The organism is Streptomyces sp. NBC_00029, from assembly GCF_045160505.1.
GTDB lineage: Bacteria > Actinomycetota > Actinomycetes > Streptomycetales > Streptomycetaceae > Streptomyces.
Genome location: NZ_CP108292.1, coordinates 1,946,101 through 1,969,877 on the forward strand (window position 1 = coordinate 1,946,101; position 23,777 = coordinate 1,969,877).

Sequence of the window (23,777 nt, forward strand, 5' to 3'; positions counted from 1 at the left end):
AAGATGGCCGCATGTCAGAGATCCTCCACAACGGCAGCGCACCCCAACTGCCCCGCCAGGTGGCCGACGCGTACGTCGACGACCTCATCGCCCTCGACCCGATCACGGGCACCTACCTCGGTGTCGCCGCGAGTTCGGGCAAGCTCCCGGACTTCTCCCCGGCGGGCCGTGCGGCCGTCGCCGAGCTCAACCGCGAGACCCTCGAGCGCCTCGACGCCGCCGAGTCCGTGCCCGGCGCCGAGAGCGACGCCGAGCGCCGCTGCGCCCGGCTGCTGCGCGAGCGCCTCACCGCCGAGCTCGCCGTCCTCGAGGCCGACGAGGACCTGTGCGCGGTCAGCAACATCCACAGCCCCGCGCACTCCGTCCGTGAGGTCTTCTCCCTGACCCCCGCCGACACCGACGAGGACTGGGCGGCGATCGCCGAGCGTCTGCGCGCCGTACCGGCCGCCTTCGACGGCTACCGCGAAAGCCTCGCCCTCGGCCTGGAGCGCGGCCTGTTCGGCGGCCCCCGCGCCACCACCACCATGATCGGCCAGCTCACCACCTGGGCCGGCCAGGACGGCTCCGAGGCGCCCTTCTTCGAGGGCTTCGTCTCCGCCGCTCCGCAGTCCCTGCACGCCGAGCTGCGCGCCGAGCTGGACGCCGCGGCCGCCGGCGCGACCGCCGCCGTCATCGGACTGCGCGACTGGATGACCTCCGTGTACGCCCCTGCCGTCGAGGGCAGGCCGGACACCGTGGGACGCGAGCGGTACGCCCGCTGGTCCCGCTTCTTCAACGGTACGGACCTGGACCTGGACGAGGCCTACGCCTACGGCTGGTCGGAGTACCACCGGCTGCTCGCCGAGATGAAGTCCGAGGCGGCCAAGATCCTCCCGGGCGCCGGGCCCTGGGAGGTGCTCAAGTACCTGGACGAGCACGGAGCCCACATCGAGGGCGTGGACGAGGTCCAGGCCTGGCTCCAGGGCCTGATGGACGAGGTCATCGAGAACCTCGACGGCACCCACTTCGAGCTCGCCGAGCGCGTGCGCAAGGTGGAGTCCCGGATCGCCCCGCCCGGCGGCCCGGCGGCCCCGTACTACACGTCCCCCTCGGAGGACTTCTCCCGCCCGGGCCGCACCTGGCTGCCCACCATGGGCCTCACCCGCTTCCCCGTCTACGACCTGGTGTCCACCTGGTACCACGAGGGCGTGCCGGGCCACCACCTGCAGCTCGCGCAGTGGACGCACGTGGCGGACCAGCTCTCCCGCTACCAGGCGACCGTCGGCATGGTCAGCGCCAACGCCGAGGGCTGGGCGCTGTACGCGGAGCGGCTGATGGACGAGCTGGGCTACCTCAAGGACGCCGAGCAGCGCCTGGGTTACCTGGACTGCCAGATGATGCGCGCCGCGCGGGTCATCGTCGACATCGGCATGCACGTGGGCCTGAGGATCCCGGCGGACTCGCCGTTCCACCCGGGCGAGACCTGGACGGTGGACCTGGCGCAGGAGTTCTTCGGCCTGCACAGCGGCCGGCCTGCAGAGTTCGTGGAGAGCGAGCTGACCCGCTACCTGTCGATGCCGGGGCAGGCGATCGGATACAAGCTGGGCGAGCGCGCCTGGCTGCTGGGCCGGGACAACGCACGCGCCGCGCACGGAGATTCCTTCGACCTGAAGGCCTGGCACATGGCGGCGCTGTCGCAGGGGTCGCTGGGCCTGGACGACCTGGTGGACGAGCTGTCCAAGCTCTGACACGCGGGGGGGGCGCTGCCGCTCCGGCCGGCCGCCCCGCCGCGAACGACGGACGGGCCGCCCATCCCCCGGGGAAGGGCGGCCCGTCCGCGTCGCCGGGCACCTCAGCAGCCGCAGTCGTCCGAGTCGGTCGGCGCGGTCAGCGGGTCGGCGCCGGCGCGCTGCCGGCTGCCCTCCCAGGTCTCGACCTCGAAGCCCTCGCGGATCCAGTACTCGATGCCGCCGAGCATCTCCTTGACCTGGAAGCCGAGTTCGGCCAGGGCGAGGGCGGAGCGCGTGCCGCCGTTACAGCCCGGCCCCCAGCAGTACGTCACCACGGGGATGTTCCTGTCCAGGAGCCGCTCGGCCTGCTCGGGGATGAGGGCGGTGGGCAGGTGGACGGCGCCGGGCACGTGGGCCTGGTCCCAGGACGGGGTGGAGCGGGAGTCGACGAGCTGGAAGCCGAGCTCAGCGCCCTGCTCGCGGTGGGCCTTGAACGCACTGGCGACGTCCGACACGTCCGCGTGGAAGGCCAGGCTCGCGGCGAAGTAGGCGGCGGCCGCGGCCGGGGAGGCCGGCGGCACCCGGAGCACGGGGTTGGCCGCGGGGGCCGGGGCGAAAGCCGAGCCGGTCACGGAAACCGGGGCGGTCGCGGAAGCCAGGGCGGGCGCGGAAGCCGGGGCGGAAGCGGCGGGGGCAGCGGCGGATGAAGGGTTCTGCGTCGTCGTCATGGCAAGAAATCTACGATCCGCTGATCATCACAGGAAGTGACTTTCCCCGGCCTTTCGCTTGTCCGGCCGGGGAAACCCCTGCTAGTTCTAGAACATGACCGACTATTCCCCTGACGCCACCGACTGGCGGATCCTCGAAGCCCTCCAGCGGGACGGACGCGCCAGTTTCACCGAGCTCGCCCGCTCCGTGTCCATGTCCGCGAGCGCCGTCACCGAGCGGGTCCGACGGCTGGAGGAGACCGGCATCATCACCGGCTACACGGCGGTGGTGGACCCGGAGAAGCTCGGCAAGTCGATCCTCGCCCTCGTCCGGCTGCGCTACCCGCACGGCAACTACAAGCCGTTCCACGACTTCCTGGAGGCCGCCCCCGAGATCCTGGAGGCGCACCACGTCACCGGCGACGACTGCTTCGTGCTCAAGGTCGCCGCCCGCTCGATGGCCCACCTGGAGGAGGTCACGGGCCGGATCTCGGGCCTCGGCCCGGTGACGACGAGCGTCGTCTACTCCTCGCCTCTGCCCCGCAGGCCGCTCAGTCCGTGAGCGCCGCCGTCCGGTGGCGCACCACGGAGCCGCCGCGCTGCTTGACGATCTCCAGCTGGGCCTGGACCCGGGTGCGCAGGTCGGCGACGTGGCTGACGATGCCGACACTGCGGTCCCGCTCGCGCAGCGAGTCCAGGACGTCGAGCACCTCGTCCAGGGCCTGGTCGTCGAGGCTGCCGAAGCCCTCGTCGATGAAGAGCGTGTCGAGGCGCATCCCGCCGGCCTCGTCGGTCACCACATCGGCGAGGCCGAGCGCCAGGGCGAGCGAGGCGAAGAAGGTCTCGCCGCCCGACAGGGTGGCGGTGTCCCGCTCGCTGCCCGTCCAGGCGTCGACCACGTGCAGCCCGAGGCCGGAGCGGCCCCGCCCGCTCGCCCGCGCGTCGGAGTGGACGAGGGTGTAGCGGCCGCCGGACATCCGCAGCAGCCGTACCGTCGCGGCGGCGGCCACCTGCTCCAGGCGGGCGGCCAGCACGTAGGCCTCCAGGCGCATCTTGCGCTCGTTGTCGGCGGAGGTGCCCGCGGTGAGTCCGGCGAGCCGCGCGACCCGGTCGTAGGCCTCCCGCAGCGGGCCGAGCGCGCGCAGTTCCTGGTCGGCCTGCCGGGAGAGCCGGTCGAGCTCCGTGCAGCGCACCCGGGCCGCGTCGGCCGCCGACCCTGCTGTACGAAGCTTCGCCGCGGCCGAGGCCGCGTACGCCTCGGCCGCATCCGGCGCGGCCGGAGGCAGGGCTGCCGCCTCGGCGGTGCCGGTCTCGTCGCGGCGGTCCGCCAGCAGGGCCTCCTCCGTCTGCCAGGCGTCCAGCCGGTGTTGGAGCGCAGTGCGTTCGTACTCCGGGAGCACCGCGTCGGCGGCGGCCTCGACGGTGTCGAAGCCGGCCTTGAAGGCGGCGTCGGCGAGCTGGTCGTCGGCCTCCTTCAGCCGGGCGGCGGTGCTCTCGGCCCGGCGCAGCGAGGCGGCCGCGCCGGAGACCATCCGGACCCGGTCGTCCAGGGTGCGGGCGCGGGCCGCGACGGTGGGCGCGCCGTCCCGTACGAGGGCGAGTTCGGCCTCCAGTCCGGCCTGTTCGCGGTCGAGGGCCTCGCGCCGGGAGGCCCGGGCGGCGGCCCGGGTCTCGGCGCCCTGCCGGTCGGCGCTGCGCGCGGCGTGCTCCGACTCGGCCCTGGCGAGCTGCTCGCGGGCCGCGTGCAGTCCGGCGGCCGCGGCGTGGGCGGCGGCGTGGCGGGCACTCAGGTCCGCGGTCAGGGCCAGGAGTTCGGCGGTGGTGGCGTCCCCGGCGGCGGCCGCGGCCTCGGCGCGGGCCTCCTGCGCGGCGGCGAGCCGCCGCTCGACGGCGGCCCGGGCCTGCTCGGCCCGTTCGAAGAGGGCATGGGAGGTGTCCTCGGCGGCGCGGTCCACGTGGCCGGGGGCCGGGCGGGCCGGAGCGGGGTGCTCCGCGGACCCGCACACGGTGCAGGCCTCCCCCGCCACCAGTGCCTCGGCGAGCTCGGCGGCGATTCCGCGCAGCCGGGCTTCCTTGAGCTCCAGCCAGCGTTCCCTGGCGGCGGCCGACTCCTCGCGCAGGGTGAGCAGTTCGCCCGCGGCGCGCTCGGCGCCGGCGTCGAGCTCGTCGCGCCGGCGGGCGGAGTTCAGCTGCATGCGGGCGGGTTCCAGCCGGCCCGCGAGCTGCTCGGCCAGCGTCGCGGCCTGCTGCGCGGAGTCCGCCCGCTCCTGCAGCGCCGTCCGGGTCGCCTCCCAGCGCTCGAGCCACTCGGCGGACTCCCGGTGCTGCTCCTCGGCGGCCCGGGACTCCCGTTCCAGGTTGGCGCGCTCGCGGCCGATCTCGGCGCAGCGCTGCTCGGTCCGCTGGGCGGCGGCCAGTGCGCCCAGGGCTTCGCGCAGCCGCTGCTCGACGTCGGCCAGCTGCTCGGTTCCCGCTTCCTTCAGCGTGGGCGGGAGCTGCGCACGGGCGGAGGCCTCGGCGTGCGCGGCGGCGAGGTGGGCGGCCGAGGCCGCACCGCGCAGCTCCAGGGCGGGGGCGACCAGGGCGCCCCGCCTGGCCCGGTCGAGGAGGCCGCGCACGCGGTCCCGCTCGGGGGCGGCCTCGGCGAGCCGGGCGGCCCGGCGGACGGTCTCCGCGTGCCGGCGCTGGAGCCGGTCGAGCTCGCGGGCGTCCTCGGCGGCCCGCCGGGCGGCGGCGTGCCGGCTCTCGACGGCGGCCAGCGCGTACTCGGTGACGTCGAGTCGCTCGCGGGCCGCGCAGCGGGCGACGGCCGCCCAGGCGCGGACGGCCTCGGCGAGCCCGGGGTCGCCCGGCTGGTGCCGGGGCATCGGCCAGGCCCGCAGGTCGGCGCTGTCCCCGGCGGCCTGGGCGAGCCGCTGGGCGGTGTGGAGCACCTTCTCGTCGCCGGCCCGGACCTTCGCCTCGGCGGCCCGGCGACGTTCGCCGAGCAGGGCTTCGACGGCGGCGAAGCGGCGGGTGTCGAAGAGCCGGCCGAGCAGGCGGCCGCGGGCGGCCTCGTCGGCGCGCAGGAACCGCGCGAACTCCCCCTGTGGCAGGAGCACGACCTGGCAGAACTGCTCGCGGCTCATGCCGAGCAGCTGCTCGATCTCCTCGCCGATCTCCTGGTGGGAGCGGCTGAGCGGTTCCCAGCCCTCGCCGGTGTGCTCGCGCAGCCGGCTCTGGGCCTTGTCCCTGGTGGTACCGGTGCCGCGCTTCTTCAAGCGCTCCTGTTCGGGGCGCCGGGTGATCTCCAGGCGGCGGCCGCCCGCGGTGAGTTCGAGGGTGACCTCGGTCGGGGTGCGGTCGGCGGCGTGGTCGCTGCGAAGGCTGGTGCCGGGGGCCTGGCGGGGGCCGGGGACGGAACCGTAGAGGGCGTAGCAGACGGCGTCGAGTACGGAGGTCTTCCCGGCGCCGGTGGGCCCGTGGAGCAGGAAGATCCCTGCGCCGGACAGGGCGTCGAAGTCGATCTCCTGGGGTTCGGCGAACGGACCGAAGGCGGTGACGGCGAGCCGGTGCAGCCTCATCGGTGGGTCTCCCGGTGGCTGTCGTCGGCCCGCACGTCGTCGAAGGCGCCCTGGAGGACGGCCCGTTCGGCCTCGTCGGCATGGCCGCCGCCGCGCACGTGGGCGACGAAGTCCTCGGCGATCTCCTGGTCGCTGCGGCCCTTGAGCCGCTGGGCGTAGGAGGCGCCGGTCTCCTCCTGGCGGCCCTCGGGGTCGAAGGCGAGGGTGAGGGTGTGCGGGAAGCGGGCGGCGAGCCGGGCCATGGGGTCGTCCGGGCGGACGGGGTCGGTGAGGGTGGCCTCGACCCAGGCGTCCTCGTGCACCTGGTGGGCCGGATCCTCCAGCAGGTCCTCCAGCCGTCCGCGCAGCCGGGCGAGGGTGCGCGGGACGGGGGTGTCGAGGCGCTCGGAGCGGATGATCTCTCCGTCCGCACCCAGCTCGATCAGCCACATGGTCTTGCGGTGGTCGGCCTCGGAGAAGGAGTAGGCGAGCGGGGAACCGGAGTAGCGGACCCGTTCGCCGATGGTCTGGCTGCCGTGGAGGTGGCCGAGGGCGACGTAGTCCACGCCGTCGAAGACGGAGGCGGGTACGGCCTCGACCCCGCCGACGGTGATGTCGCGCTCGCTGTCGCTGGCCTGTCCGCCCGTGACGAAGGCGTGCGCGAGGACGATCGAACGGGTGCCGGGCGCGCGGGTGGCCAGGTCGGCCCGGATCCGGTCCATGGCGGCACCGAGTACCGCCTCGTGGCTCACCTTCTCCGCACCGAACTGGTCCTTGACCAGGGCCGGCTCCAGGTACGGCAGGCCGTACAGCGCCACGTCGCCGTGTACGTCGGCCAGTACGACGGGGTCGGCGCAGCCGGCCGGATCGGTGCGCAGGTGGATCCCGGCCCGGTCGATCAGCCCGGCGCCGACGCCGAGGCGGCGCGCGGAGTCGTGGTTGCCGGAGATCATCACCGTGGGCACGCCGAGGTCGGCGAGGCGGTGCAGGGCCCGGTCGTACAGCTCGACGGCGGGCAGCGGGGGCACGGCCCGGTCGTAGATGTCACCGGCGACGAGGACGGCGTCGACCTCGTGCGTGCGCACGGTCTCGATGAGGTGGTCGATGAAGACCGCCTGGGCGCCGAGCATGTTGACCCGGTGGAAGGCCCGGCCGAGGTGCCAGTCGGAGGTGTGCAGGAATTTCACTCGCCGGCTCCGTCGCGCATGCCGTCTCCCCCTGGTCGTCTCCCGCTCGCTGAACCCCTCTACGCTAACCCGTCCCCGGGGGCGCTCAGGGCGCGTACGTCTCTCCGCCGAGGGTGAGAGCGGCGCTGCCCGCCGTGGTGTCGGCGAGCCAGGCCTCGAAGGCCGGTAGATCCGCCTCGGGGAGGGCCACCTCGATCTCGACCTCGGCGCCGTAGCGCAGGTCCACCACGGTCCGGCCGGTGGAGCGCAGATCGTTCTGGGTCTTGCCGGCCCGCTGGTGGTCGACGGTGACGGTGGCCAGCCGGTATCGGCGGCGGGTGACGGTGCCGAGCTCGTCGAGGGCCTCGCCGACGACTCCGCCGTAGGCCCTGATCAGGCCGCCGGCGCCGAGCTTCACGCCGCCGTAGTAGCGGGTGACGACGGCGACCGCGTAGCGGACGTCGCGGCGCATGAGCATCTGCAGCATGGGTACCCCGGCGGTGCCTCCGGGCTCGCCGTCGTCGCTGGCCTTCTGGATCGAGGCGTCGGCTCCGACGACGTAGGCGAAGCAGTTGTGCGTGGCGGTCGGGTGCTCCTTGCGGATGCGCGCGACGAAGTCCTGCGCCTCCTGCTCGGTCGCGGCGGGCGCGAGCGAGCACAGGAAGCGCGAGCGGTTGATCTCGGACTCGTGCACGCCCTCGCGGGCCACCGTCACGTACTGGTCTGCCTTCACCTCACAACCCTAAGCGCTGGTGAGGGGCGGGACTCCCCCCTAGGTTGGCGGTCATGGACCTGCAGGGGAGGAGCTACCGGTACGTGGGCCCGGCCGAGCTGAGGGCGCTGGTCCGGCCGGGGGCGGAGGGCCGCGGCATCCGCTCGGCGGCGGACTTCGAGGACTGGACCTCGGGCCGGCCCGGGGCCGAACTGTCCGAACCCTTCACGTTCGTCGTGGACGCCGCCGGGGTGCTGCGGCTCGCACCGCGGCGCAGCGAGCACGTGGTCTGCGCGGGCGGTGGCCCGGTGCTGAGCGCCGGGGAGATGGGCTTCGGGCGGGAGTCCGGGCGGTGGGTGGTCCGCACGGTGAGCAACCAGTCGACCGGGTACTGCCCGGACGTCGCCTCGTGGCCGGCCGTCGCGGGCGCCCTGGCCGCGGCGGGGATCGGGCATCCGGCCGGCTTCACCCACGAGGTGGTCTTCCGGCGCTGCCCGGCCTGCCGCGAGCTGAACATCGTCCGGGAGGGGGACTTCGTCTGCGTCTTCTGCGACGCGTCCCTGCCACCGGCCTGGAACGTGGACCCGTCAGCCGGGTAGGCCCAGCACGGCCCGGAAACTCTCGCGCCCCGCCGCGACGCTCGCTTCCCACAGACCGGCCGCGTCACCGCTCAGCGAACGGGCCTGCAGGGATTCCTCCTGGGCCAGGAAGCCGCCGCCGGCAGCCACGTTCCGGTCCAGCAGGCCCATCGCGGTGAGCACGGTGTGACGGACCGCCTCGTCGTCACCCGTGCGCAGGGCCTGTGCGACGGCCCCCTCCACCAGGAGGTCCACGTCGTACCCCTCGTGCCGTCGCGCCCTCGTGCCGTCGAACGGATCGACAGACTACGGGGCGGCCCCGGGAGCGGAAGCGGGCACCGGCGCCCGGGAATCGCGGCCGCCGGTTTTCGGTTGATGCCGCTGAGCGCCGGTCCTACGCGGTGGAGAAGCAGCCGACAGGGCCGGCGGGGACGAGAACACCAGGAGGCGGCACACGTGTACGGCGACCCGGCAACCATCCGCAAGATCCTCACCGAGCTCGGCGACACCTGGGCCGTGGTGGGTCTCTCGAACAACCAGGACCGCGCGGCCTACGGGGTGGCCCGCGTGCTCCAGCGTTTCGGCAAGCGCGTGGTCCCCGTGCACCCCAAGGCGGAGACCGTGCACGGCGAGCCCGGCTACGCCTCGCTGGCGGACATCCCGTTCAAGGTCGACGTGGTGGACGTCTTCGTGAACAGCGAGCTGGCCGGCCCGGTGGCCGACCAGGCGGCCGCGGTCGGCGCCGAGGCCGTTTGGTTCCAGCTCGGTGTGATCGACGAAGCCGCGTTCGCCCGCACCCGCGAGGCGGGACTGGCGATGGTGATGGACCGCTGCCCGGCGATCGAGATCCCCGCGCTCTAACCGGCCGACGCGCCCCCGTGCGCATGCGCGGACAGCGGCGCCGACACCGGGGGCACCGACACCGCGAGGGTCATCTCCATCGGTACAGAGCCGTCGTTGCGGTAGGCGTGGGCGAGGTTGGCCTCGAAGGCGGCGGCGGCCCCGGCCGGTACGCGGAACTCCTCGTCCCCGACCACCAGGGTCAGCTCCCCGGCCGTGACGTGCAGCATCTCGATGGTGCCGGACGGGTGCGGGACGGAGTCCGTCCCCTCGCCCGGCACCAGGTGCCAGGTCCACAGCTCCATCGGCCCGCGCTCGTCGGTGCCGATCAGCATCGTGGTCGAACTGCCCGCCTCGCTGGACCAGATCCGGACCACCTGGTCCGGCGGGACGATCCGGACCTGCGGGCCCCGGTCGTGGTCGAGGAGCGCGGAGATGCTGACCCCCAGTGCGTCGGCCAGCCTGACCGTGGTGCCCACGCTGGGGTTCGTACGGGCCTGCTCGATCTGGATGATCATCCCTCGGCTCACTCCCGCGCGGGCCGCCAGGGAGTCCAGGGTGAAGCCGCGCTCACCGCGCCACCGCTTGAGGTTCCGGGCGAGCGCCTGGGTGAGCTGTTCGAGATCCGACACCATTCCGTCCAATATTTTGGATGACACAGTCCAACAGAGTGCACTAACGTGTTCTGTATTCGATGCTGCACTCCAGCGTTCACTGCACTGTACTGCGAGGACCCCCATGACCGCCCTCTTCGCTCTGGCCACAGCCGTGCTGTGGGGGCTCGCCGACTTCGGCGGCGGGCTGCTGACCCGCCGGATACCGGCGCTCACCGTGGTCGTCGTCTCGCAGATCGTCGCCGTGGTCGTGCTCGGCGCGGTGGTCCTCGGCACCGGCGCCTGGCGGGAGGCCGGACCGCAACTGTGGTTCGCGGTGGGTGCGGGCCTGGTCGGGCCGGTCGCCATGCTCAGCTTCTACAAAGCGCTGGCCCTCGGCCCGATGGGCGTGGTCTCGCCGCTCGGCTCCCTCGGCGTGGTCGTGCCCGTCACCGCAGGGCTGATCCTGGGCGAGCGGCCCGGACTCGGCCAGTTCGCGGGGATCGCGGTGGCGGTCGTCGGCATCGTCCTCGCAGGCGGCCCCGAGCTGCGCGGCGCGCCCGTCCAGCGGCAGGCCGTCATCCTCACCCTGGTCGCGGCCTTCGGTTTCGGTGCGGTGATGGCCCTGATATCAGAGGCGTCCAGCACCATCACCGGGCTGTTCCTCGCCCTGTTCGTACAGCGGGTCACCAATGTCACCGTCGGCGGCGCAGCCCTGTGGGCGCAGACCCGGCGCGGCATACCAGCCCTCCCGGCGGGCACCGGCCCGCGGGTCCTGTGGGGGCTGCTGCCCGCGCTGGCCTTCGTCGGCCTCGCGGATGTCGCGGCGAACGGCACGTACTCCATAGCCGCCCAGAACGGTCCGGTCACCATGGCCGCCGTGCTGTCCTCGCTCTACCCGGTGATCACCGCGCTGGCCGCCTTCGCCGTGCTCAAGGAACGGCTGCGCACGGTCCAGGCGGCGGGTGCGGGCCTCGCCCTCGCCGGAACGGTTCTCCTGGCCGCGGGCTGACCCACCGGCCCACCCCTACGCGTGCTCGGCCTCCGTGAGCTCGACCTCCGTGAGCTCGGCCTCCGTGAGCTCGGCCAGTCCGCGCAGCTGCTCCGGGGTCATCCCGTCCGGGATCGGCACCGGCGCGGGCGTGCGCAGCGGCGGCTGCCAGCCCGTCTCGGGCTGCCAGCGCCGCACGATGCGCGCCGGGGCCCCCGCCACCACGGCATGGTCCGGTACGTCGCCCCGTACGACGGCCCCCGCGGCCACCACGACGTTGCGCCCGAGCCGTGCGCCCGGCAGGATCACCGCTCCGGTGCCGAGCCAGCACCCCGGGCCGATCTCCACGGGCTCGCTGCGCGGCCACTGCCGGCCGACGGGCTCGTGCGGGTCGTCGTAACTGTGGTTGGTGGACGTGATGTAGACCCCGGGACCGCAGAAGGTGTTCGACTCGATGGTGATCCGGGCGTCGGCGATGACATGGCTGTTGCGGCCGATGACCACCCCGTCGCCGAGCACGAGCATCGGCTCGGCCCCCAGGTCGAGGTCCGGCATCATCCCGGCGGTGAGGGTGACCTGCTCGCCGATGATGCAGTGCGAGCCGATCCGGATCCACCGCTCGCCGAAGACCGTGCCCTGCGGGAAGGCGAGCCGGGTGCCCTCGCCGATCGCACCGAACCGCAGCCGCCCCGGGGTCTGCGCGGTCACCGCACCGGCCTGCTGCATCCAGCGCCAGCCGGTGTGGACCACGCGGCTCGCCAGCCGGCGGCGCGCGGCCGTCAGAGATGAGAACGTGTTCTGTTTCTTCGGCACCCGGCCACGGTAGTGCGCCGGACCCCGGACGCCCCGGCCACACTCCTGTGATCTTCACCCCATCGCGGATCCGGCGGTGCGCGTGGCCTACGGTGCCGTTAGCGCGGCAACCGGACGACAGACGGCAGAGGAAGAGAACATGACGCACCAGGCGGCCCAGGCACTCGTGGCGGGTGTCGGCGGCAAGAACCCCGACATCGACCCGACGGCCTTCACGGCCCCGACCTCGGTCGTGCTCGGCGAGGTCACCCTCGCCGCCGGAGCGAGCATCTGGTACTCGGCGGTGCTGCGCGCCGACTGCGGCCCGATCACGCTCGGCGCCGACAGCAACGTGCAGGACAACTGCACGGTCCACGTGGACCCCGGTTTCCCGGTCTCGATCGGCGAGCGCGTCTCCATCGGCCACAACGCCGTCGTGCACGGCTGCACCGTCGAGGACGACTGCCTGATCGGCATGGGGGCGACCGTGCTGAACGGCGCGGTCATCGGCGCCGGTTCCCTGGTGGCCGCGCAGGCACTGGTCCCGCAGGGAATGATCGTCCCGCCCGGCTCGCTGGTCGCGGGCGTGCCCGCCAAGGTCCGCCGCGAGCTGACCGACGAGGAGCGCGAGGGCATCAAGGTCAACGCCCTGATGTACGTGGAGCTGGCCAAGCAGCACCGCGCCTCGGTCAGCCCGGACGCCTAACGGGAATTCCACGCGGCCACGAGCAGGGCTCTGACGGCCCGGTACTCGTCGTGGCGCGCGCCCGGGCCCGGCCTCGTGCTGCCGGTGGCCCTCTGTCCCGCAACGCCTTCCCGGAAGGTCCGCTCGGTGAGGGCGGCGCCCCGCTCGAGGAGCCGTTCCACCGTGGCCGGGCAGCCGGAGCGGGCGGCCCAGTCGAGCGCGGTGCAGTCCCGCTTCATCTCCTCGATGTCGGCGCCCCGGTCCAGCAGCAGGTCCACGAGCTCCGGGCTCCCGCCCTCCGGGGTGGTGGCCGCCAGGATCAGCGGCACGGAGCGGATCCGGCCCGCGGGGCCGCCCGGTGGGGCGCCGGCGTCGAGGAGGGCCCGGGCGACGTCCGCGTACCCGTTCATCGCGGCCAGGACCAGCGGCGTCGCCTCGTCGTAGGGGCCCGCGACGATCCGGGGGTCGGCGCCGGCCGCGAGCAGCAACCGGACGACCTCCGCGTGCCCGGCGCAGACGGCCAGGTCCAGTGCCCGCCGTCCTCCGGGGACCCAGGCGTCGACCTCGGCTCCCCCGGCCAGCAGGGACCGCACCCGGGCCGAGTCGCCCTTCTCCGCCGCGCGGCCCAGCCCGTTCGCCAGGGGGTGGTACTCGTCCGACCGGCCTTCGTCGGACCAGTCCGGCTCGGTCGGCTCCGCTGCCGTCACTCGCCGACTGTGGCCGGGGCGGACTGCTGCGCCGGGATCTCCGCCTCGGCGGCCCCGACGGCCGCGGCCGCCTTCTTCATCCTGCTGCGCACCACCAGCGTCACCGCGAGCCCGAACAGCACCGCGAGCCCCAGGGCCAGCCAGGAGAACCGCTTGAGCCACGGCTCGGCGACGATCCCGACCGAGTAGATGACGGCCGTGGTGCCGCCCGCCCAGAGGATGCCGCCGAGGACGTTCGCGACGAGGAAGCGCCAGTACGGCATGTGCAGCACGCCCGCCAGGGGCCCTGCGAAGATCCGCAGCAGCGCCACGAACCGGCCGAAGAAGACGGCCCACATGCCCCACTTCTCGAAGGAGCGTTCCGCCAGCGCCACCTGCTGCGGTCCGAAGTGCTTGGGGAAGCGCCGGCCCAGCCGTTCCAGCAGCGGCTTGCCGCCCCGGCGGCCGATCGCATAGCCGATCGAGTCGCCGACGATCGCCCCGGTGATGGCGCACAGGCCCAGGATCACGGGGTCGACCTCCCCGTGCTGCGAGGCCAGCAGGGCCGAGCTGACCAGGATGATCTCTCCCGGCAGCGGGATGCCGAGGCTCTCCAGCCCGATGACCAGACCCACCAGGAGATAGATGCTGACCGCCGGAATCGTCTCCAGCCATTCCTGGATGTGCACCGGTACGTCCTCCCGAGTCGTCGCCGGCGCGCCCCCTGTGACACGCCGAACGGGCAGCCTATCGGCTCGTCACGACCGCCTTGGACCTCAGTGGCAGTTCGCGCGACGAACGGCCGGCGAACACCGTCCGGCGGCCGGTGCCGAGCACCCAGCGGTGCTGCTCCGGGTCCCATGACGACAGCGCCCGCGCCGCGATGTCGACGGTGACCCGCTGCGCCTGGCCCGGTGCCAGGACGAGCCGCCGGTAGCCGGCCAGTGCGCGAACCGGCTGGTCGAGTTCCAGTTCCGTGGACGGGCCGACGTACACCTGGGCCACTTCGGTGCCCTTGCGCCGACCGGTGTTGCGGACGGTGAACTCCGCGCGCAGCCCTCCGCGCTCCGGCCGGACGGTGAGCTGCTCGTACTGCCAGGTGGTGTACGAGAGCCCGTGCCCGAAGGGGAACAGGGGGGTCACGCGCTGCGCGTCGTACCAGCGGTGGCCCACGTGGACGCCCTCGGAGTACTCCTGCCTGCCGCCCACCCCCGGGTAGCGCAGCGGGTCGCCGCCGACCGGGGTCGACCGCTCGTCGGCCGGGAAGGTCTGGGTGAGCCGCCCGCCCGGGTCCACGTCCCCGAAGAGCAGGTCGGCGGTGGCTCCCGCGCCCTCCTGTCCCGGGTAGTACATCTGGAGGACCGCTCCGGTACGCGGGAGCCACGGCATGGTCGTACTGGAGGAGGTGTTGAGCACTACGGTCGTACGGGGGTTGGCGGCGGTCACCGCCTCGATCAGCCGCTCCTGCCCTCCCGGCAGCGCCAGCGAGGTCCGGTCCCTGCCCTCGGTGGCGTCCTCGTAGGCGAACAGGACCACGCTGCGGGCCGACTTCGCGGTCCTCACGGCCTCGGCGAGGTCCGCGGCGCGGATCGCTCCGGTGGTGTGCCGGAGCCGGAAGCGCTGGCCCTTGTCCCCGCCCTCTGCGGTCACGGCGAGCCGGTGGGTGCCCGCCTTGAGGGCGAGGGTGCGGCGGCGGACGCTCATGCCGTCGGGCGCGGAGCCCAGCAGCCCTCCGGCGAAGTACTCGGCCACGCCCTGGCGGACGGGGAACAGCTCCTCCCCGTCGAGGCGGACGACGGGCCTCTTCCCGGTGTAGTGGACGAGCAGGGTCCACTCGTCGTCGGCCGCGAGACGGAACTCCCCCTGGTGGCTCCAGACGCGCCCGGGGTCCACGGCCCGCTCGTCGAGGTCGGCGGCCGGGGTCAGCAGCCCCGCCGGGAGCGGGCGTCCGTAGAGGTCCTCGCCGAGGGCGTAGCGCACGGCCGCGCCCTTCCCGGCCCGCTGCCGGATGGCGGTGAGCGGGGCGGCGGCCCCGTCGGGGATCACGTGTGCGCTGCCGCCGCCGCTGACGAAGGGCACCTGTCCGGTCGGCCCGATCACCGCGATCGAGCGGGCGGCGGCGCCCGTCAGCGGCAGGGTGCCGCGTTCGTTGCGCAGCAGCACCGCCCCTGCTGTGGCCACCTTGCGGGCGGTCCGCGCCCCGGCGGCGGCGTCGCGCGGGGGCCGGGCGGCGGGCCGGGCCGCGAGCAGCCCGAAGCGGTCCATGGTGGTCAGGATCCGGTGGACGGCGAGGTCGACGGCCTCCTCCGGTACGGAGCCGCCGCGCACCGCCTGGCGCAGCGGCCCGCCGAAGTGGGTGCCGCCGGGCATCTCCATGTCGAGGCCGGCGCCGATGGCGGCGACGGTGCTGTGGGTGGCGTCCCAGTCGGACATCACCCAGCCGTCGAACCCCCAGCTTCCGCGCAGCAGTTCGTCGAGCAGTGGCTTGCTCTCGCAGGCGTGGACGCCGTTGACCTTGTTGTAGGCGCCCATGACGGCGCCCGCGCCGGCCGCCACGGCGGCCTCGAAGCCGCGTAGCTCGGTCTCGTGCAGGGTCTGTTCGGCGGCGATCACGTCGACGGTGTCGCGGCCGTGTTCCTGGTTGTTGAGGGCGAAGTGCTTCACGGTGGCGATGAGGCCCTCGTCCTGGATGCCGCGGATCATCTCGCCGACCAGGTCGGCGGTGAGCCCGGGGTCCTCGGCGAAGGTCTCGAAGTTCCGGCCGGCGTACGGGGTGCGGATCAGGTTGGCCATGGGCGACAGCAGGACGTCCTGGCCGAGCGCCCGGCCCTCGCGGCCGATGACCCGGCCGTACTCGCGGGCCAGCGCCGGGTCGAAGGCGGAGGCGAGCAGGACCGGCGCGGGCAGTGCGGTGGCGGGTCTGGCGACCCGTACCCCGGCGGGTCCGTCGGCGAGGCGCAGCGCCGGGATGCCCAGGCGCGGCACGCCGGGCACGTATCCGGCCTGGCCGAGCGGGGCGGGGTCCCGGGCGCCGTGCAGCAGGGCGGTCTTCTCGTCGAGCGTGAGCCGCTCGAGGAGGGCGTCGATGCGGGCGGCGCCCTTGGGCGCGGGGACGGCCGGAGCGGCCGGCGGCACCTCCGGGGCGCCCGCGCCCGGCGGTACCCCGGGTGCGCAGGCGCCGGTTCCGAGGGCCGCGCCCGCCGTGCCCGCCGCCGCGAGCAGTCGCATCGCGGAACGTCTGGACACGGCGTCGCTCATGGGCGCTCCCTGCGGCGTGGGTCGGCGGGAGCGGCCCGCGCCGGACCGCTCCCGCGCCCACTGTGCTCCGTACGCCCGCCGGGTCCGCCGGGGCGCGCCACCGCGGCGCCCAGGTTCAGCCCTCCGGCAGCGGCGCTGCGCCGTCGGCGTCGCGCCGGGCGACCGCGGCTACGGGCGCTCCCTCCGTCGTCGTGCGACGGACTCCAGGGGGTACCGGCCAGTGGACGCGCTGCTTGCCGTACGGCGCTCGCCGGTCGCTACGCGTTGGGGCGCAGGGTCCAGATGACAGTCATCTCGCCCGTCACGGCCTCGTCCTCGCGCTGGATGGCGATGGTGACCGGGAACTCGGGGCGGCCGCCGGCATCGAGTTCGGCGACGACCTCCGCGGCCGGGCGGCCGAGGGTGGCGGTGGCGGTGACGACGCCCTTGGCGAGCTTCTTGTAGCCGATCTCGGCCCTGACGGCGAGCGGCACGGCGCGCGAGAGCTGGTCGCCGAAGGCGGCCAGGACAATCGCGCCGCTCGCGGACTCGGCGAGGGTGAACATGGCGCCGGCGTGCGGGCCGCCGACGTGGTTGTGGTAGTCGGGCTGGTCCGGGAGCCGGACGACCGCGCGCTCGGGGGTGGTCTCCAAGAACTGGAGGTTCAGGGTCCGGGCCATCGGCACCGTCGCGGCGAGCAGTTCGCCCACGTTCATCTGATCTGCGCTCATGAAACGCGATGTTACCCGCGGGTAGTCCTCGTTGGCCAGAGCTTGCCAGGGGGTGGCCGTGGCTCCTCGCGGTCACGGCCACTATCGTTACCGGCCATGTGGCCAGGACAGCAGCAGCCGCCCGGGGGCGAACAGAACCCTCAGGACGCGCAACAGAACCCGTACCAGCAGCAGCCGGGGCAGCCGAACCCGTACCAGCAGCAGCCCGGCTACGGATACCCGCAGCAGCCGGGGTACCAGCCGCCGCAGGCCGTTCCCGGCCAGCAGTGGGGCCAGCCCCAGATGCCCCAGCAGCCCCAGGGCGGCGGTGGGAGCCCGTACTCGACGAAGACCGTGGCCATCGTCGCCGCGGCCGCGGTCGTCGTGGCGGCCGCCGGGACCGGCGCGTTCGTCCTGACCCGGGACGACAAGAACACCGAGGCCAACGACAAGCCGCCGGCGGCCAGCTCCTCGGCGCCGGTCTCCGACGCACCCGCCCCGGCCGGCAGCAGCGCGAACCCGCGGGCCGGCGGCAGCGCCCAGCCCGTCATCCCGGGCTGGAAGGTCGTCGTCAACACGAAGTACGGCGTCGCCTACGACGTGCCCCCCGAGTGGAACGTCAACGAATCCGGAGTGTCCCTCTTCTACGAGGACGAGGTGAAGAAGGACGGCAGCCCCGTCATCACCATGAGCGGGACCGCCACCTTCAAGGGAGAGTGGTGCACGGTCGACAAGAACGCGGACGGCCGCGTCGAGAAGTTCTCGATCGCCGACGCCGGCGTCAAGGGTGCCCAGGGCGCCAAGGACACCGGTCAGGCGGCGCACGACAACACCGGCACCTGGGCCTGGGCCGCGTTCGCGCAGAAGGAGCCCAAGGGAACGGTCAAGGTGACCGACCCCAAGGAGTTCACGTCCGCCTCCGGCCTCAAGGGCCACACCGTGGTGGCTACCGCTGCGAACGTGAAGAAGGAGCACAAGTGCTCCACCGACGGCAAGGCGATCGGCTTCGCCTTCAAGAACACCGTCGGTGACTTCGCCAGCTTCGCGCTCATCAGCGCGTCCGGTGTGAAGGAAGAGGTCCAGGCCGACGTCTACGACAAGATCCTCAGCTCCGTCCGGCTCACCACCCCGTGATCCCCGCGTCCCGTGTCCCGGGTCGGAGATCCGTTTGGATTCTCGGCCCGGGACGGGGATAGTCCGGGGGTGAGCTCTCCCCGCACCGCAGCACCCCGTACACCCGCAAGCCGCCGCCCCGCCTGGGCCGGACGCAACTACAGCCTGCTCACGGGTGCGGCGATCGTGACGAACCTGGGGAGCCACGGGGCGCTCATCGCGGCCGCCTTCGCGGTGATGGAGGCCGGCGGATCCGGCGGCGACGTCGGTCTGGTCGCGGCCGCCCGCACGCTGCCGCTCGTACTCTTCCTGCTCATCGGCGGCGCGGTCGCCGACCGGGTGCCCCGCCACCGCGTGATGGTCGCGGCCAACACCCTCAACTGCCTCTCGCAGGCCGCCTTCGCCCTCCTCGTCCTCACCGGCGATCCCCAGCTGTGGCAGATGATGCTGCTGACCGCCCTGTGCGGCACCGGCACCGCCTTCTTCAACCCCGCGGCCGAGGGCATGCTGCTGTCCACGGTCTCCGGCGAACACGCCAACCGTGCCTTCGCCCTCTTCCGCATGGCGATGAACGGCGCCGGCATCGGCGGCGCCGCCCTCGGCGGAGCGATGATCGCCGCGATGGGACCGGGCTGGGTCCTGGCGGCCGACGCGGCGGCCTTCGCGGTCGCCGGCGCCCTGCGCGCCTTCCTCGACGTCAGCCACGTCCCCGACCGGGCCCCCGGCGGCGGCCTGCTGTCCGATCTGCGCGAGGGCTGGGTGGAGGTCCGCACCCGCCCCTGGCTGTGGAGCATCGTGCTCCAGTTCTCCGTCGTGGTCGCCGTCGTGGGCGCCGCCGACGCGGTCTACGGACCTCTGGTCGCCCGGGACCAACTGGGCGGGCCCGCGCCCTGGGGCGTGGCCCTGGCCCTCTTCGGGGTCGGCACCATCGCCGGGGCGGTCCTGATGATCGCGTGGAAACCGCGCCGGCTGCTGCTGGTCGGCACCCTGTGCGTGTTCCCGCTGGCGCTGCCCTCGGCGGGACTGGCCGTGCCGCTGCCCGTGTGGGGGCTGTGCGTGGTGATGTTCATCAGCGGCGCCGCGATAGAGGTGTTCGGCGTGAACTGGATGACCGCCATGCACCAGGAGATCCCGGAGGAGAAGTTCTCCCGGGTCACGGCCTACGACTGGTTCGGCTCGGTGTCGATGCTCCCGCTGGCCACCGCCCTCGCCGGGCCGGCCGAATCGGCCTTCGGACGCACCCAGGCCCTGTGGGGCTGCGCGCTCCTGGTCGTCCTGCCCACCGCCCTCGTGCTGCTGGTCCCGGACGTCCGCCGCATGACCCGCAGGTCCCACGGCAAGACCCTCGCGCCGGCCGGTCAGATCCCGACGCCTGCGGACCCCGCACCGGTCGGCCCGGCCCGGGCTCCGGCCGATCCGGCGCCGTCCCCCGCCGACCCGGCCGGTCCCTGACGCAGCACCCGTTCCTGACGCATCGCCCGTCCCTGCGCTCTGCCCGGCCCTGACGCAGCGGTCGGCGCCGGCGGATCAGCCCAGGCTGAACGCGCCCTCCGGCGGCGCCGGGGAGGGGGCCGCGTCCGCATCGGCCACGGGCACCGCCCCCTTCCTGAACCGGCTCAGCCCGTCCCCGTACTCCACCCTGGCGGGAAACGCGTCGGACGCGCACCGCCGGGCCAGCGCGCCCACCTCCAGCGGGGCGTCGGAGGTCAGCAGCACGGCGTTCCCGAAGCGCCTCCCCCGCAGCACCGCCGGCTCGGCGATCAGCGCCAGCTCACCGAACGCCTCCGCGAAGTTCGCCACCTGCGCCCGCAGGAAGTCGAAGGGCGCCCCGTCGGCGAGGTTCGCCGCGTACAGCCCGCCGGGCCGCAGCACCCGCGCGGCCGCCCGCGCGTACTCCACCGACGTCAGCTGCGCCGGCACCCGCGAGCCGCCGAACACATCGGCCACCACCACGTCCACGCTGTCGGCGGGCGCCGCCTCCAGCCAGGCCCGGGCATCGGCCGTGTGCACCGTGACCCCGGATTCCTCCGGCAGCGGCAGGTGCTCGGCCACCAGCTCGACCAGGCCCGCGTCGAACTCGACGACGCTCTGGCGGGATCCTGGCCGGGTCGCCGCGGCATAGCGCGGCAGGGTGAGCGCGCCCCCGCCGAGGTGCAGGACGTCCAGCGCGAGACCCGGCCCGGCGACGCAGTCCAGGACGTGCGCGAGGCGGCGTACGTACTCGAATTCCAGGTGCTGCGGATCGTCGAGGTCCACATACGACTGCGGGGCCCCGTCGACGGTCAGCAGCCACGCCCGGTCCCGGTCCACGTCCGGCATCAGCTTGGCGGTGCCCTGGCCCACGTCCCGGACGACCGGGATCTGTTCGTCGCTCACCGCTCCATTGTCCGGCAGGGGCCACGCGGGCTTCGGGCGGCCTCCGGGCGGCCCCGGGCCCATCCCTTCGGGCAGGCACCACAGGCACCACAGACACCTCAGGCCGCGTCGGCCGACCAGAGCGCAGCAGCCTCCCGGGCGTGCTCCTCGGCCTGCGCCAGGCCCGCCCGAGCCGCCGGGTCCCGCCGTGCCGGATCCAGCACGTTGCGCCCGAACACCTTGCGGGCGGCCGACGACGGGGTGATCAGCAGCACCCGCGCACCCGCCTCCCGCAGCCGGGCGGCCTGCGCCGACGGGCTGGGTACCAGCCCGGAGCCGAGCGACATCGGGGCGAGGATCACCACACGTCCATAACCGGCAGCCAGGTCGGCATTGGTGGCCGAGCGGATTCCGCCGTCGATGAAGCGGCGGCCGCCGACCGTCACCGGCGGCCACACCCCCGGCACCGCGCAGCTCGCCGAGACCGCGTCGACGAGCCCGCCGCCGCCGCCCCGTTCGAACGCCTTGAGCTCACCGCTGAGCGCGTCCACCGCCGTGACGACGAGCCGCCGCTCCGGCCACTCGTGCGAGACCAGCCGGGCGGCCAGGACCTTGCGCCGCTCCGCCTCCGCGCCGGTGTCCGCGGCCAGCGCCAGGGCGCCGACCCGCTGCCGGTAGGCCGTGGCGGAGCGCGAGCGCGCCATCGCGACCGCGTAGCGGGCTATGAGCCCGGCCCCCAGCTTCGCCACGGCCTCGCCGACCGGGTCCCCGAGCTGGCGCTCGTACAGTTCCTGCGCGGTGAGCAGTCCGGAGGTCAGCTGGGCCCCGACCACCGAACCGGCCGAGGTGCCGACGACCAGGTCCGCGGTGGTGAGGTCCACTCCCGCGCGGGCGAGCCCGTACAGGATTCCGCACTCCCAGCCGATACCGGTCAGTCCCCCGCCGCCGAGCACCAGTGCCGTGTCGCCGCCCATCTCCGCCCGCCCCTCCGCTCATGCCTGTGGTGACGGCAGTCTGGCGCAGCCGGGCCACCGTCACCACAGAGGGGTCCGTATCGGACCCGCACAAGAGCCTCGTCGGTCCGGGGCCGGCCCCGGACCGGGCCCAGAAGACCCGGTCGGGCCCGGATCACCCCAGTACGGCCGTCACCGTCCCCGCACCTACGGTCCGCCCGCCCTCACGGATCGCGAAGCCGAGCCCCGACTCCAGCGGGACGTCCCGGCCGAGCTCGACGGTCATCGTGACCGTCTCCCCGGGCCGGGCCACGGCGGCCCCGCCCAGGTCCACGTCCCCCACCACGTCGGCGGTGCGGATGTAGAACTGCGGCCGGTAGCCGCTGGCGACCGGCGTCGTACGCCCTCCCTCGCGCCCGGAGAGCACGTACACCTGCGCCGTGAACCGGCGCTGCGGCGTCACGCTGCCGGGCGCGGCCACCACGTGCCCGCGGCGCACGCCGTCGCGCGGCACTCCGCGCAGCAGCAGCGCGACGTTGTCCCCGGCCTCGGCGGACTCCATCGGCTTGCCGAAGGTCTCCAGCCCGGTGACGACCGTCTCGACGGGCTCGCCGTCGCCGCCGAGGACCGCCACGCGGTCCCCGAGTCGGACGGTGCCCCGCTCGACGGCGCCGGTCACGACGGTCCCGCGCCCGGTGATGGTCAGCACGTTCTCCACCGGCAGCAGGAACGGCGCGTCCGTGTAGCGCACCGGGGTCGGCACGTACGTGTCCACCGCGTCCAGCAGCGCCTGGATCGCCTGCGTCCACCGCGGGTCGCCCTCCAGCGCGCCGAGTCCGGAGACCCGTACGACCGGCGCGGCGTCACCGCCGTAACCGTGCGCGGTGAGTAGCTCGCGGACCTCCAGCTCGACCAGGTCGGTCAGCTCGGGGTCCCCGGCGTCGGCCTTGTTGAGCGCCACCACGATGTGGTCGACGCCGACCTGCCGGGCGAGGAGCACGTGCTCGGCGGTTTGTGGCATGACCCCGTCGAGCGCGGAGACGACGAGGATCGCCCCGTCGAGTTGGGCGGCGCCCGTGACCATGTTCTTGATGTAGTCGGCGTGACCTGGCATGTCCACGTGGGCGTAGTGCCGGGTGTCGGTCTCGTACTCGACGTGCGTGAGGTTGATGGTGATGCCGCGCCGGGACTCCTCGGGCGCCCGGTCGATGCGGTCGAACGGGACGAAGGAGGCGCCGCCGCTCGCGGCGAGGACCTTGGTGATGGCGGCGGTGAGGGTGGTCTTGCCGTGGTCGACGTGACCCATGGTGCCGATGTTGAGGTGCGGCTTGGTGCGCACGAAGGCCGTCTTGGCCATGATTCATTCCCGTGTCTTGAAGCTGGAACGGGACCCCGGAAGCGAGCCGACCCTCCCCCTGCGGGGTCCGCCGGACGATCCGGGAAGGGTCAGCTTCGTGCGCCGTCGAATGCGGCGGAGACAGGTGCGAAGAACGCTGCGAAGACGGATGCACCTTCGACTGCGGCAGCCTTCGGCGCGTCCGCGACTGCGGACGGCGCTGCGAGGAAGGCGTACCGGTTCATGCCCCTGATCCTGCCGGACGCTCCGGGGCGCGTCGAATGAATTACCGCTGAACCGCCGCGCGGTCAGAGGTGCTTGAGCGCCTCGCGCACGGACAGCGGGGACAGCGTGTCGCGTTCGGCCTCGACGAAGGCGCGCACGGCGCCCGGGTCCGTCTTCGCATACTCCCGCAGGGCCCAGCCGATCGCCTTGCGCAGGAAGAAGTCCGGATGGCCGGCCTGCCGTCGGCAGTAGCCGAAGAGCCGCCCGGTGTCGGTGGCGGACTTGAAGCGGAGCTGGTGGAGCAGGGCGGTGCGGGCGAGCCAGAGGTTCTCGTCCTCGATCCACTCGTCCATCACGGCCGCGAGCCCCGGGTCCGCGGCGACCAGCGGTCCGGCCGTGTGCGCGGCCAGCAGGTCGACGGTGTCCCACCAGGGGACGGTGACGATGAGGTGGCGGACCACCGGCAGGAGGCCGGAGGAGCAGCGCGCGACGTGGCGGCGCAGGTAGTCCACCGCGAAGTAGTGGTACTCGCGCTCCGGGAGGAGCCAGCAGCGCAGTGCGAGCGCCGCGCAGTCCGTCCCGGAGGGCTTCGGAGTGTCCTTGGTCACTGTCCTCGACAGTTCCCGGCGCTGCGGGGTGGGGATGCCGAGGAAGGGTGCGACGTCCTTCATGTAGGCGGCCATGGCCCGGGCCCGCTCGGGGTCGGCCGCCGGCGCGTACGTCCCCGTCAGCCGCTCCAGCAGGGTGTCCGCGAGGTCGCTGCGGGGAACCTCCGGGGGTCGCTCGCCGTTCGACAGCATGAGGCCCAGATTACGGCGCGACGCCGCATACGTCGGCTACTCTCCCG

At 73.8% G+C, this 23,777-nt stretch carries 23 protein-coding genes; 8 read left to right on the forward strand and 15 right to left on the reverse strand.

Features of this window, described 5'->3' with window-relative positions:
- Positions 1 to 11 precede the first annotated feature (11 nt).
- Positions 12 to 1,727 carry a DUF885 domain-containing protein gene (locus tag OG753_RS09410; protein ID WP_405788061.1) on the forward strand — a complete coding sequence of 572 codons (1,716 nt, stop codon included), beginning with the start codon at positions 12 to 14 and terminating at the stop codon, positions 1,725 to 1,727.
- Positions 1,728 to 1,831: 104 nt separating this feature from the next.
- On the opposite strand, the gene OG753_RS09415 is transcribed toward OG753_RS09410, so the two are convergent.
- The gene (locus tag OG753_RS09415; protein ID WP_405788062.1) at positions 1,832 to 2,437 is read right to left on the reverse strand and encodes a rhodanese-like domain-containing protein; all 606 of its coding nucleotides are present in this window, start codon (positions 2,435 to 2,437) and stop codon (positions 1,832 to 1,834) included.
- Between the two features lie 94 nt (positions 2,438 to 2,531).
- Between OG753_RS09415 and OG753_RS09420 the strand changes: the two genes are divergently transcribed.
- Entirely contained in the window at positions 2,532 to 2,978 is a 447-nt protein-coding gene (locus tag OG753_RS09420) for an Lrp/AsnC family transcriptional regulator (RefSeq protein WP_327261360.1), read from the forward strand.
- On the opposite strand, the gene OG753_RS09425 is transcribed toward OG753_RS09420, so the two are convergent.
- The 3 genes from OG753_RS09425 to OG753_RS09435 all read right to left on the reverse strand — a co-directional run bounded on the left by OG753_RS09425 (position 2,968) and on the right by OG753_RS09435 (position 7,857).
- The gene (locus OG753_RS09425) at positions 2,968 to 5,979 is read right to left on the reverse strand and encodes an AAA family ATPase (RefSeq protein WP_405788063.1); all 3,012 of its coding nucleotides are present in this window, start codon (positions 5,977 to 5,979) and stop codon (positions 2,968 to 2,970) included. The genes OG753_RS09420 and OG753_RS09425 overlap by 11 nt on opposite strands.
- Positions 5,976 to 7,145, reverse strand: coding sequence for an exonuclease SbcCD subunit D (locus OG753_RS09430; RefSeq protein WP_405788065.1), 1,170 nt, complete (start codon positions 7,143 to 7,145; stop codon positions 5,976 to 5,978). Before OG753_RS09430 ends, OG753_RS09425 begins: the two co-directional genes overlap by 4 nt.
- An 85-nt stretch (positions 7,146 to 7,230) precedes the next feature.
- Positions 7,231 to 7,857: a YigZ family protein gene (locus tag OG753_RS09435; protein ID WP_327261363.1), complete on the reverse strand. Its 627-nt coding sequence runs from the start codon at positions 7,855 to 7,857 to the stop codon at positions 7,231 to 7,233.
- 53 nt (positions 7,858 to 7,910) lie between these two features.
- Here OG753_RS09435 and OG753_RS09440 point away from each other — a divergent pair, with 53 nt between their 5' ends.
- The gene (locus OG753_RS09440) at positions 7,911 to 8,435 is read left to right on the forward strand and encodes a hypothetical protein (RefSeq protein WP_405788066.1); all 525 of its coding nucleotides are present in this window, start codon (positions 7,911 to 7,913) and stop codon (positions 8,433 to 8,435) included.
- Here OG753_RS09440 and OG753_RS09445 read toward each other — a convergent pair.
- Complete coding sequence (locus tag OG753_RS09445; protein WP_405788068.1) at positions 8,424 to 8,669, reverse strand: hypothetical protein; 246 nt, start codon at positions 8,667 to 8,669, stop codon at positions 8,424 to 8,426. The two genes, OG753_RS09440 and OG753_RS09445, sit on opposite strands and share 12 nt — an antisense overlap.
- A 201-nt stretch (positions 8,670 to 8,870) precedes the next feature.
- Here OG753_RS09445 and OG753_RS09450 point away from each other — a divergent pair, with 201 nt between their 5' ends.
- Positions 8,871 to 9,275, forward strand: coding sequence for a CoA-binding protein (locus OG753_RS09450; RefSeq protein WP_327261366.1), 405 nt, complete (start codon positions 8,871 to 8,873; stop codon positions 9,273 to 9,275).
- On the opposite strand, the gene OG753_RS09455 is transcribed toward OG753_RS09450, so the two are convergent.
- Positions 9,272 to 9,886, reverse strand: coding sequence for a cupin domain-containing protein (locus OG753_RS09455; RefSeq protein ID WP_405792588.1), 615 nt, complete (start codon positions 9,884 to 9,886; stop codon positions 9,272 to 9,274). The genes OG753_RS09450 and OG753_RS09455 overlap by 4 nt on opposite strands.
- A 106-nt stretch (positions 9,887 to 9,992) precedes the next feature.
- Here OG753_RS09455 and OG753_RS09460 point away from each other — a divergent pair, with 106 nt between their 5' ends.
- Positions 9,993 to 10,859: a DMT family transporter gene (locus OG753_RS09460; protein ID WP_327261367.1), complete on the forward strand. Its 867-nt coding sequence runs from the start codon at positions 9,993 to 9,995 to the stop codon at positions 10,857 to 10,859.
- Positions 10,860 to 10,874: 15 nt separating this feature from the next.
- Here the strand turns inward: OG753_RS09460 and OG753_RS09465 are convergent, their stop codons facing one another.
- Positions 10,875 to 11,651 (reverse strand): acyltransferase, encoded by a 777-nt coding sequence (locus OG753_RS09465; protein ID WP_405788071.1) that lies wholly within the window; start codon positions 11,649 to 11,651, stop codon positions 10,875 to 10,877.
- A 139-nt stretch (positions 11,652 to 11,790) separates the two neighbouring features.
- Between OG753_RS09465 and OG753_RS09470 the strand changes: the two genes are divergently transcribed.
- Positions 11,791 to 12,336, forward strand: coding sequence for a gamma carbonic anhydrase family protein (locus OG753_RS09470; protein ID WP_405788072.1), 546 nt, complete (start codon positions 11,791 to 11,793; stop codon positions 12,334 to 12,336).
- Here the strand turns inward: OG753_RS09470 and OG753_RS09475 are convergent.
- From OG753_RS09475 to OG753_RS09490, 4 genes are all read right to left on the reverse strand, one after another.
- On the reverse strand, positions 12,333 to 13,022 hold the full coding sequence (locus OG753_RS09475) for an ankyrin repeat domain-containing protein (protein ID WP_405788073.1): 690 nt from the start codon (positions 13,020 to 13,022) through the stop codon (positions 12,333 to 12,335). The two genes, OG753_RS09470 and OG753_RS09475, sit on opposite strands and share 4 nt — an antisense overlap.
- A complete protein-coding gene (locus OG753_RS09480; RefSeq protein WP_327261371.1) occupies positions 13,019 to 13,690 on the reverse strand; it encodes a DedA family protein in 672 nt (223 codons plus the stop codon). The genes OG753_RS09475 and OG753_RS09480 overlap by 4 nt, the downstream gene beginning before the upstream one ends.
- A 58-nt stretch (positions 13,691 to 13,748) precedes the next feature.
- Positions 13,749 to 16,259, reverse strand: a complete 2,511-nt coding sequence (locus tag OG753_RS09485) for a beta-glucosidase (protein ID WP_405788075.1) — start codon at positions 16,257 to 16,259, stop codon at positions 13,749 to 13,751.
- Between the two features lie 257 nt (positions 16,260 to 16,516).
- Positions 16,517 to 16,969, reverse strand: coding sequence for a DUF4442 domain-containing protein (locus OG753_RS09490; RefSeq protein ID WP_327261373.1), 453 nt, complete (start codon positions 16,967 to 16,969; stop codon positions 16,517 to 16,519).
- A gap of 96 nt (positions 16,970 to 17,065) precedes the next feature.
- On the opposite strand from OG753_RS09490, the gene OG753_RS09495 reads away from it, so the two are divergent.
- Both OG753_RS09495 and OG753_RS09500 read left to right on the forward strand, forming a co-directional pair.
- Complete coding sequence (locus OG753_RS09495) at positions 17,066 to 18,082, forward strand: hypothetical protein (protein ID WP_327261374.1); 1,017 nt, start codon at positions 17,066 to 17,068, stop codon at positions 18,080 to 18,082.
- Between the two features lie 69 nt (positions 18,083 to 18,151).
- On the forward strand, positions 18,152 to 19,513 hold the full coding sequence (locus tag OG753_RS09500; protein WP_405788077.1) for an MFS transporter: 1,362 nt from the start codon (positions 18,152 to 18,154) through the stop codon (positions 19,511 to 19,513).
- Positions 19,514 to 19,588: 75 nt separating this feature from the next.
- On the opposite strand, the gene OG753_RS09505 is transcribed toward OG753_RS09500, so the two are convergent.
- From OG753_RS09505 to OG753_RS09520, 4 genes are all read right to left on the reverse strand, one after another.
- Entirely contained in the window at positions 19,589 to 20,380 is a 792-nt protein-coding gene (locus OG753_RS09505) for a spermidine synthase (RefSeq protein ID WP_405792590.1), read from the reverse strand.
- Positions 20,381 to 20,535: 155 nt separating this feature from the next.
- Complete coding sequence (locus tag OG753_RS09510; protein WP_405788079.1) at positions 20,536 to 21,390, reverse strand: patatin-like phospholipase family protein; 855 nt, start codon at positions 21,388 to 21,390, stop codon at positions 20,536 to 20,538.
- Positions 21,391 to 21,544: 154 nt separating this feature from the next.
- Positions 21,545 to 22,726: an elongation factor Tu gene (gene tuf / locus OG753_RS09515; protein WP_327261377.1), complete on the reverse strand. Its 1,182-nt coding sequence runs from the start codon at positions 22,724 to 22,726 to the stop codon at positions 21,545 to 21,547.
- Positions 22,727 to 23,013: 287 nt separating this feature from the next.
- The gene (locus tag OG753_RS09520) at positions 23,014 to 23,730 is read right to left on the reverse strand and encodes a DNA alkylation repair protein (protein WP_405788081.1); all 717 of its coding nucleotides are present in this window, start codon (positions 23,728 to 23,730) and stop codon (positions 23,014 to 23,016) included.
- Positions 23,731 to 23,777 lie beyond the last annotated feature (47 nt).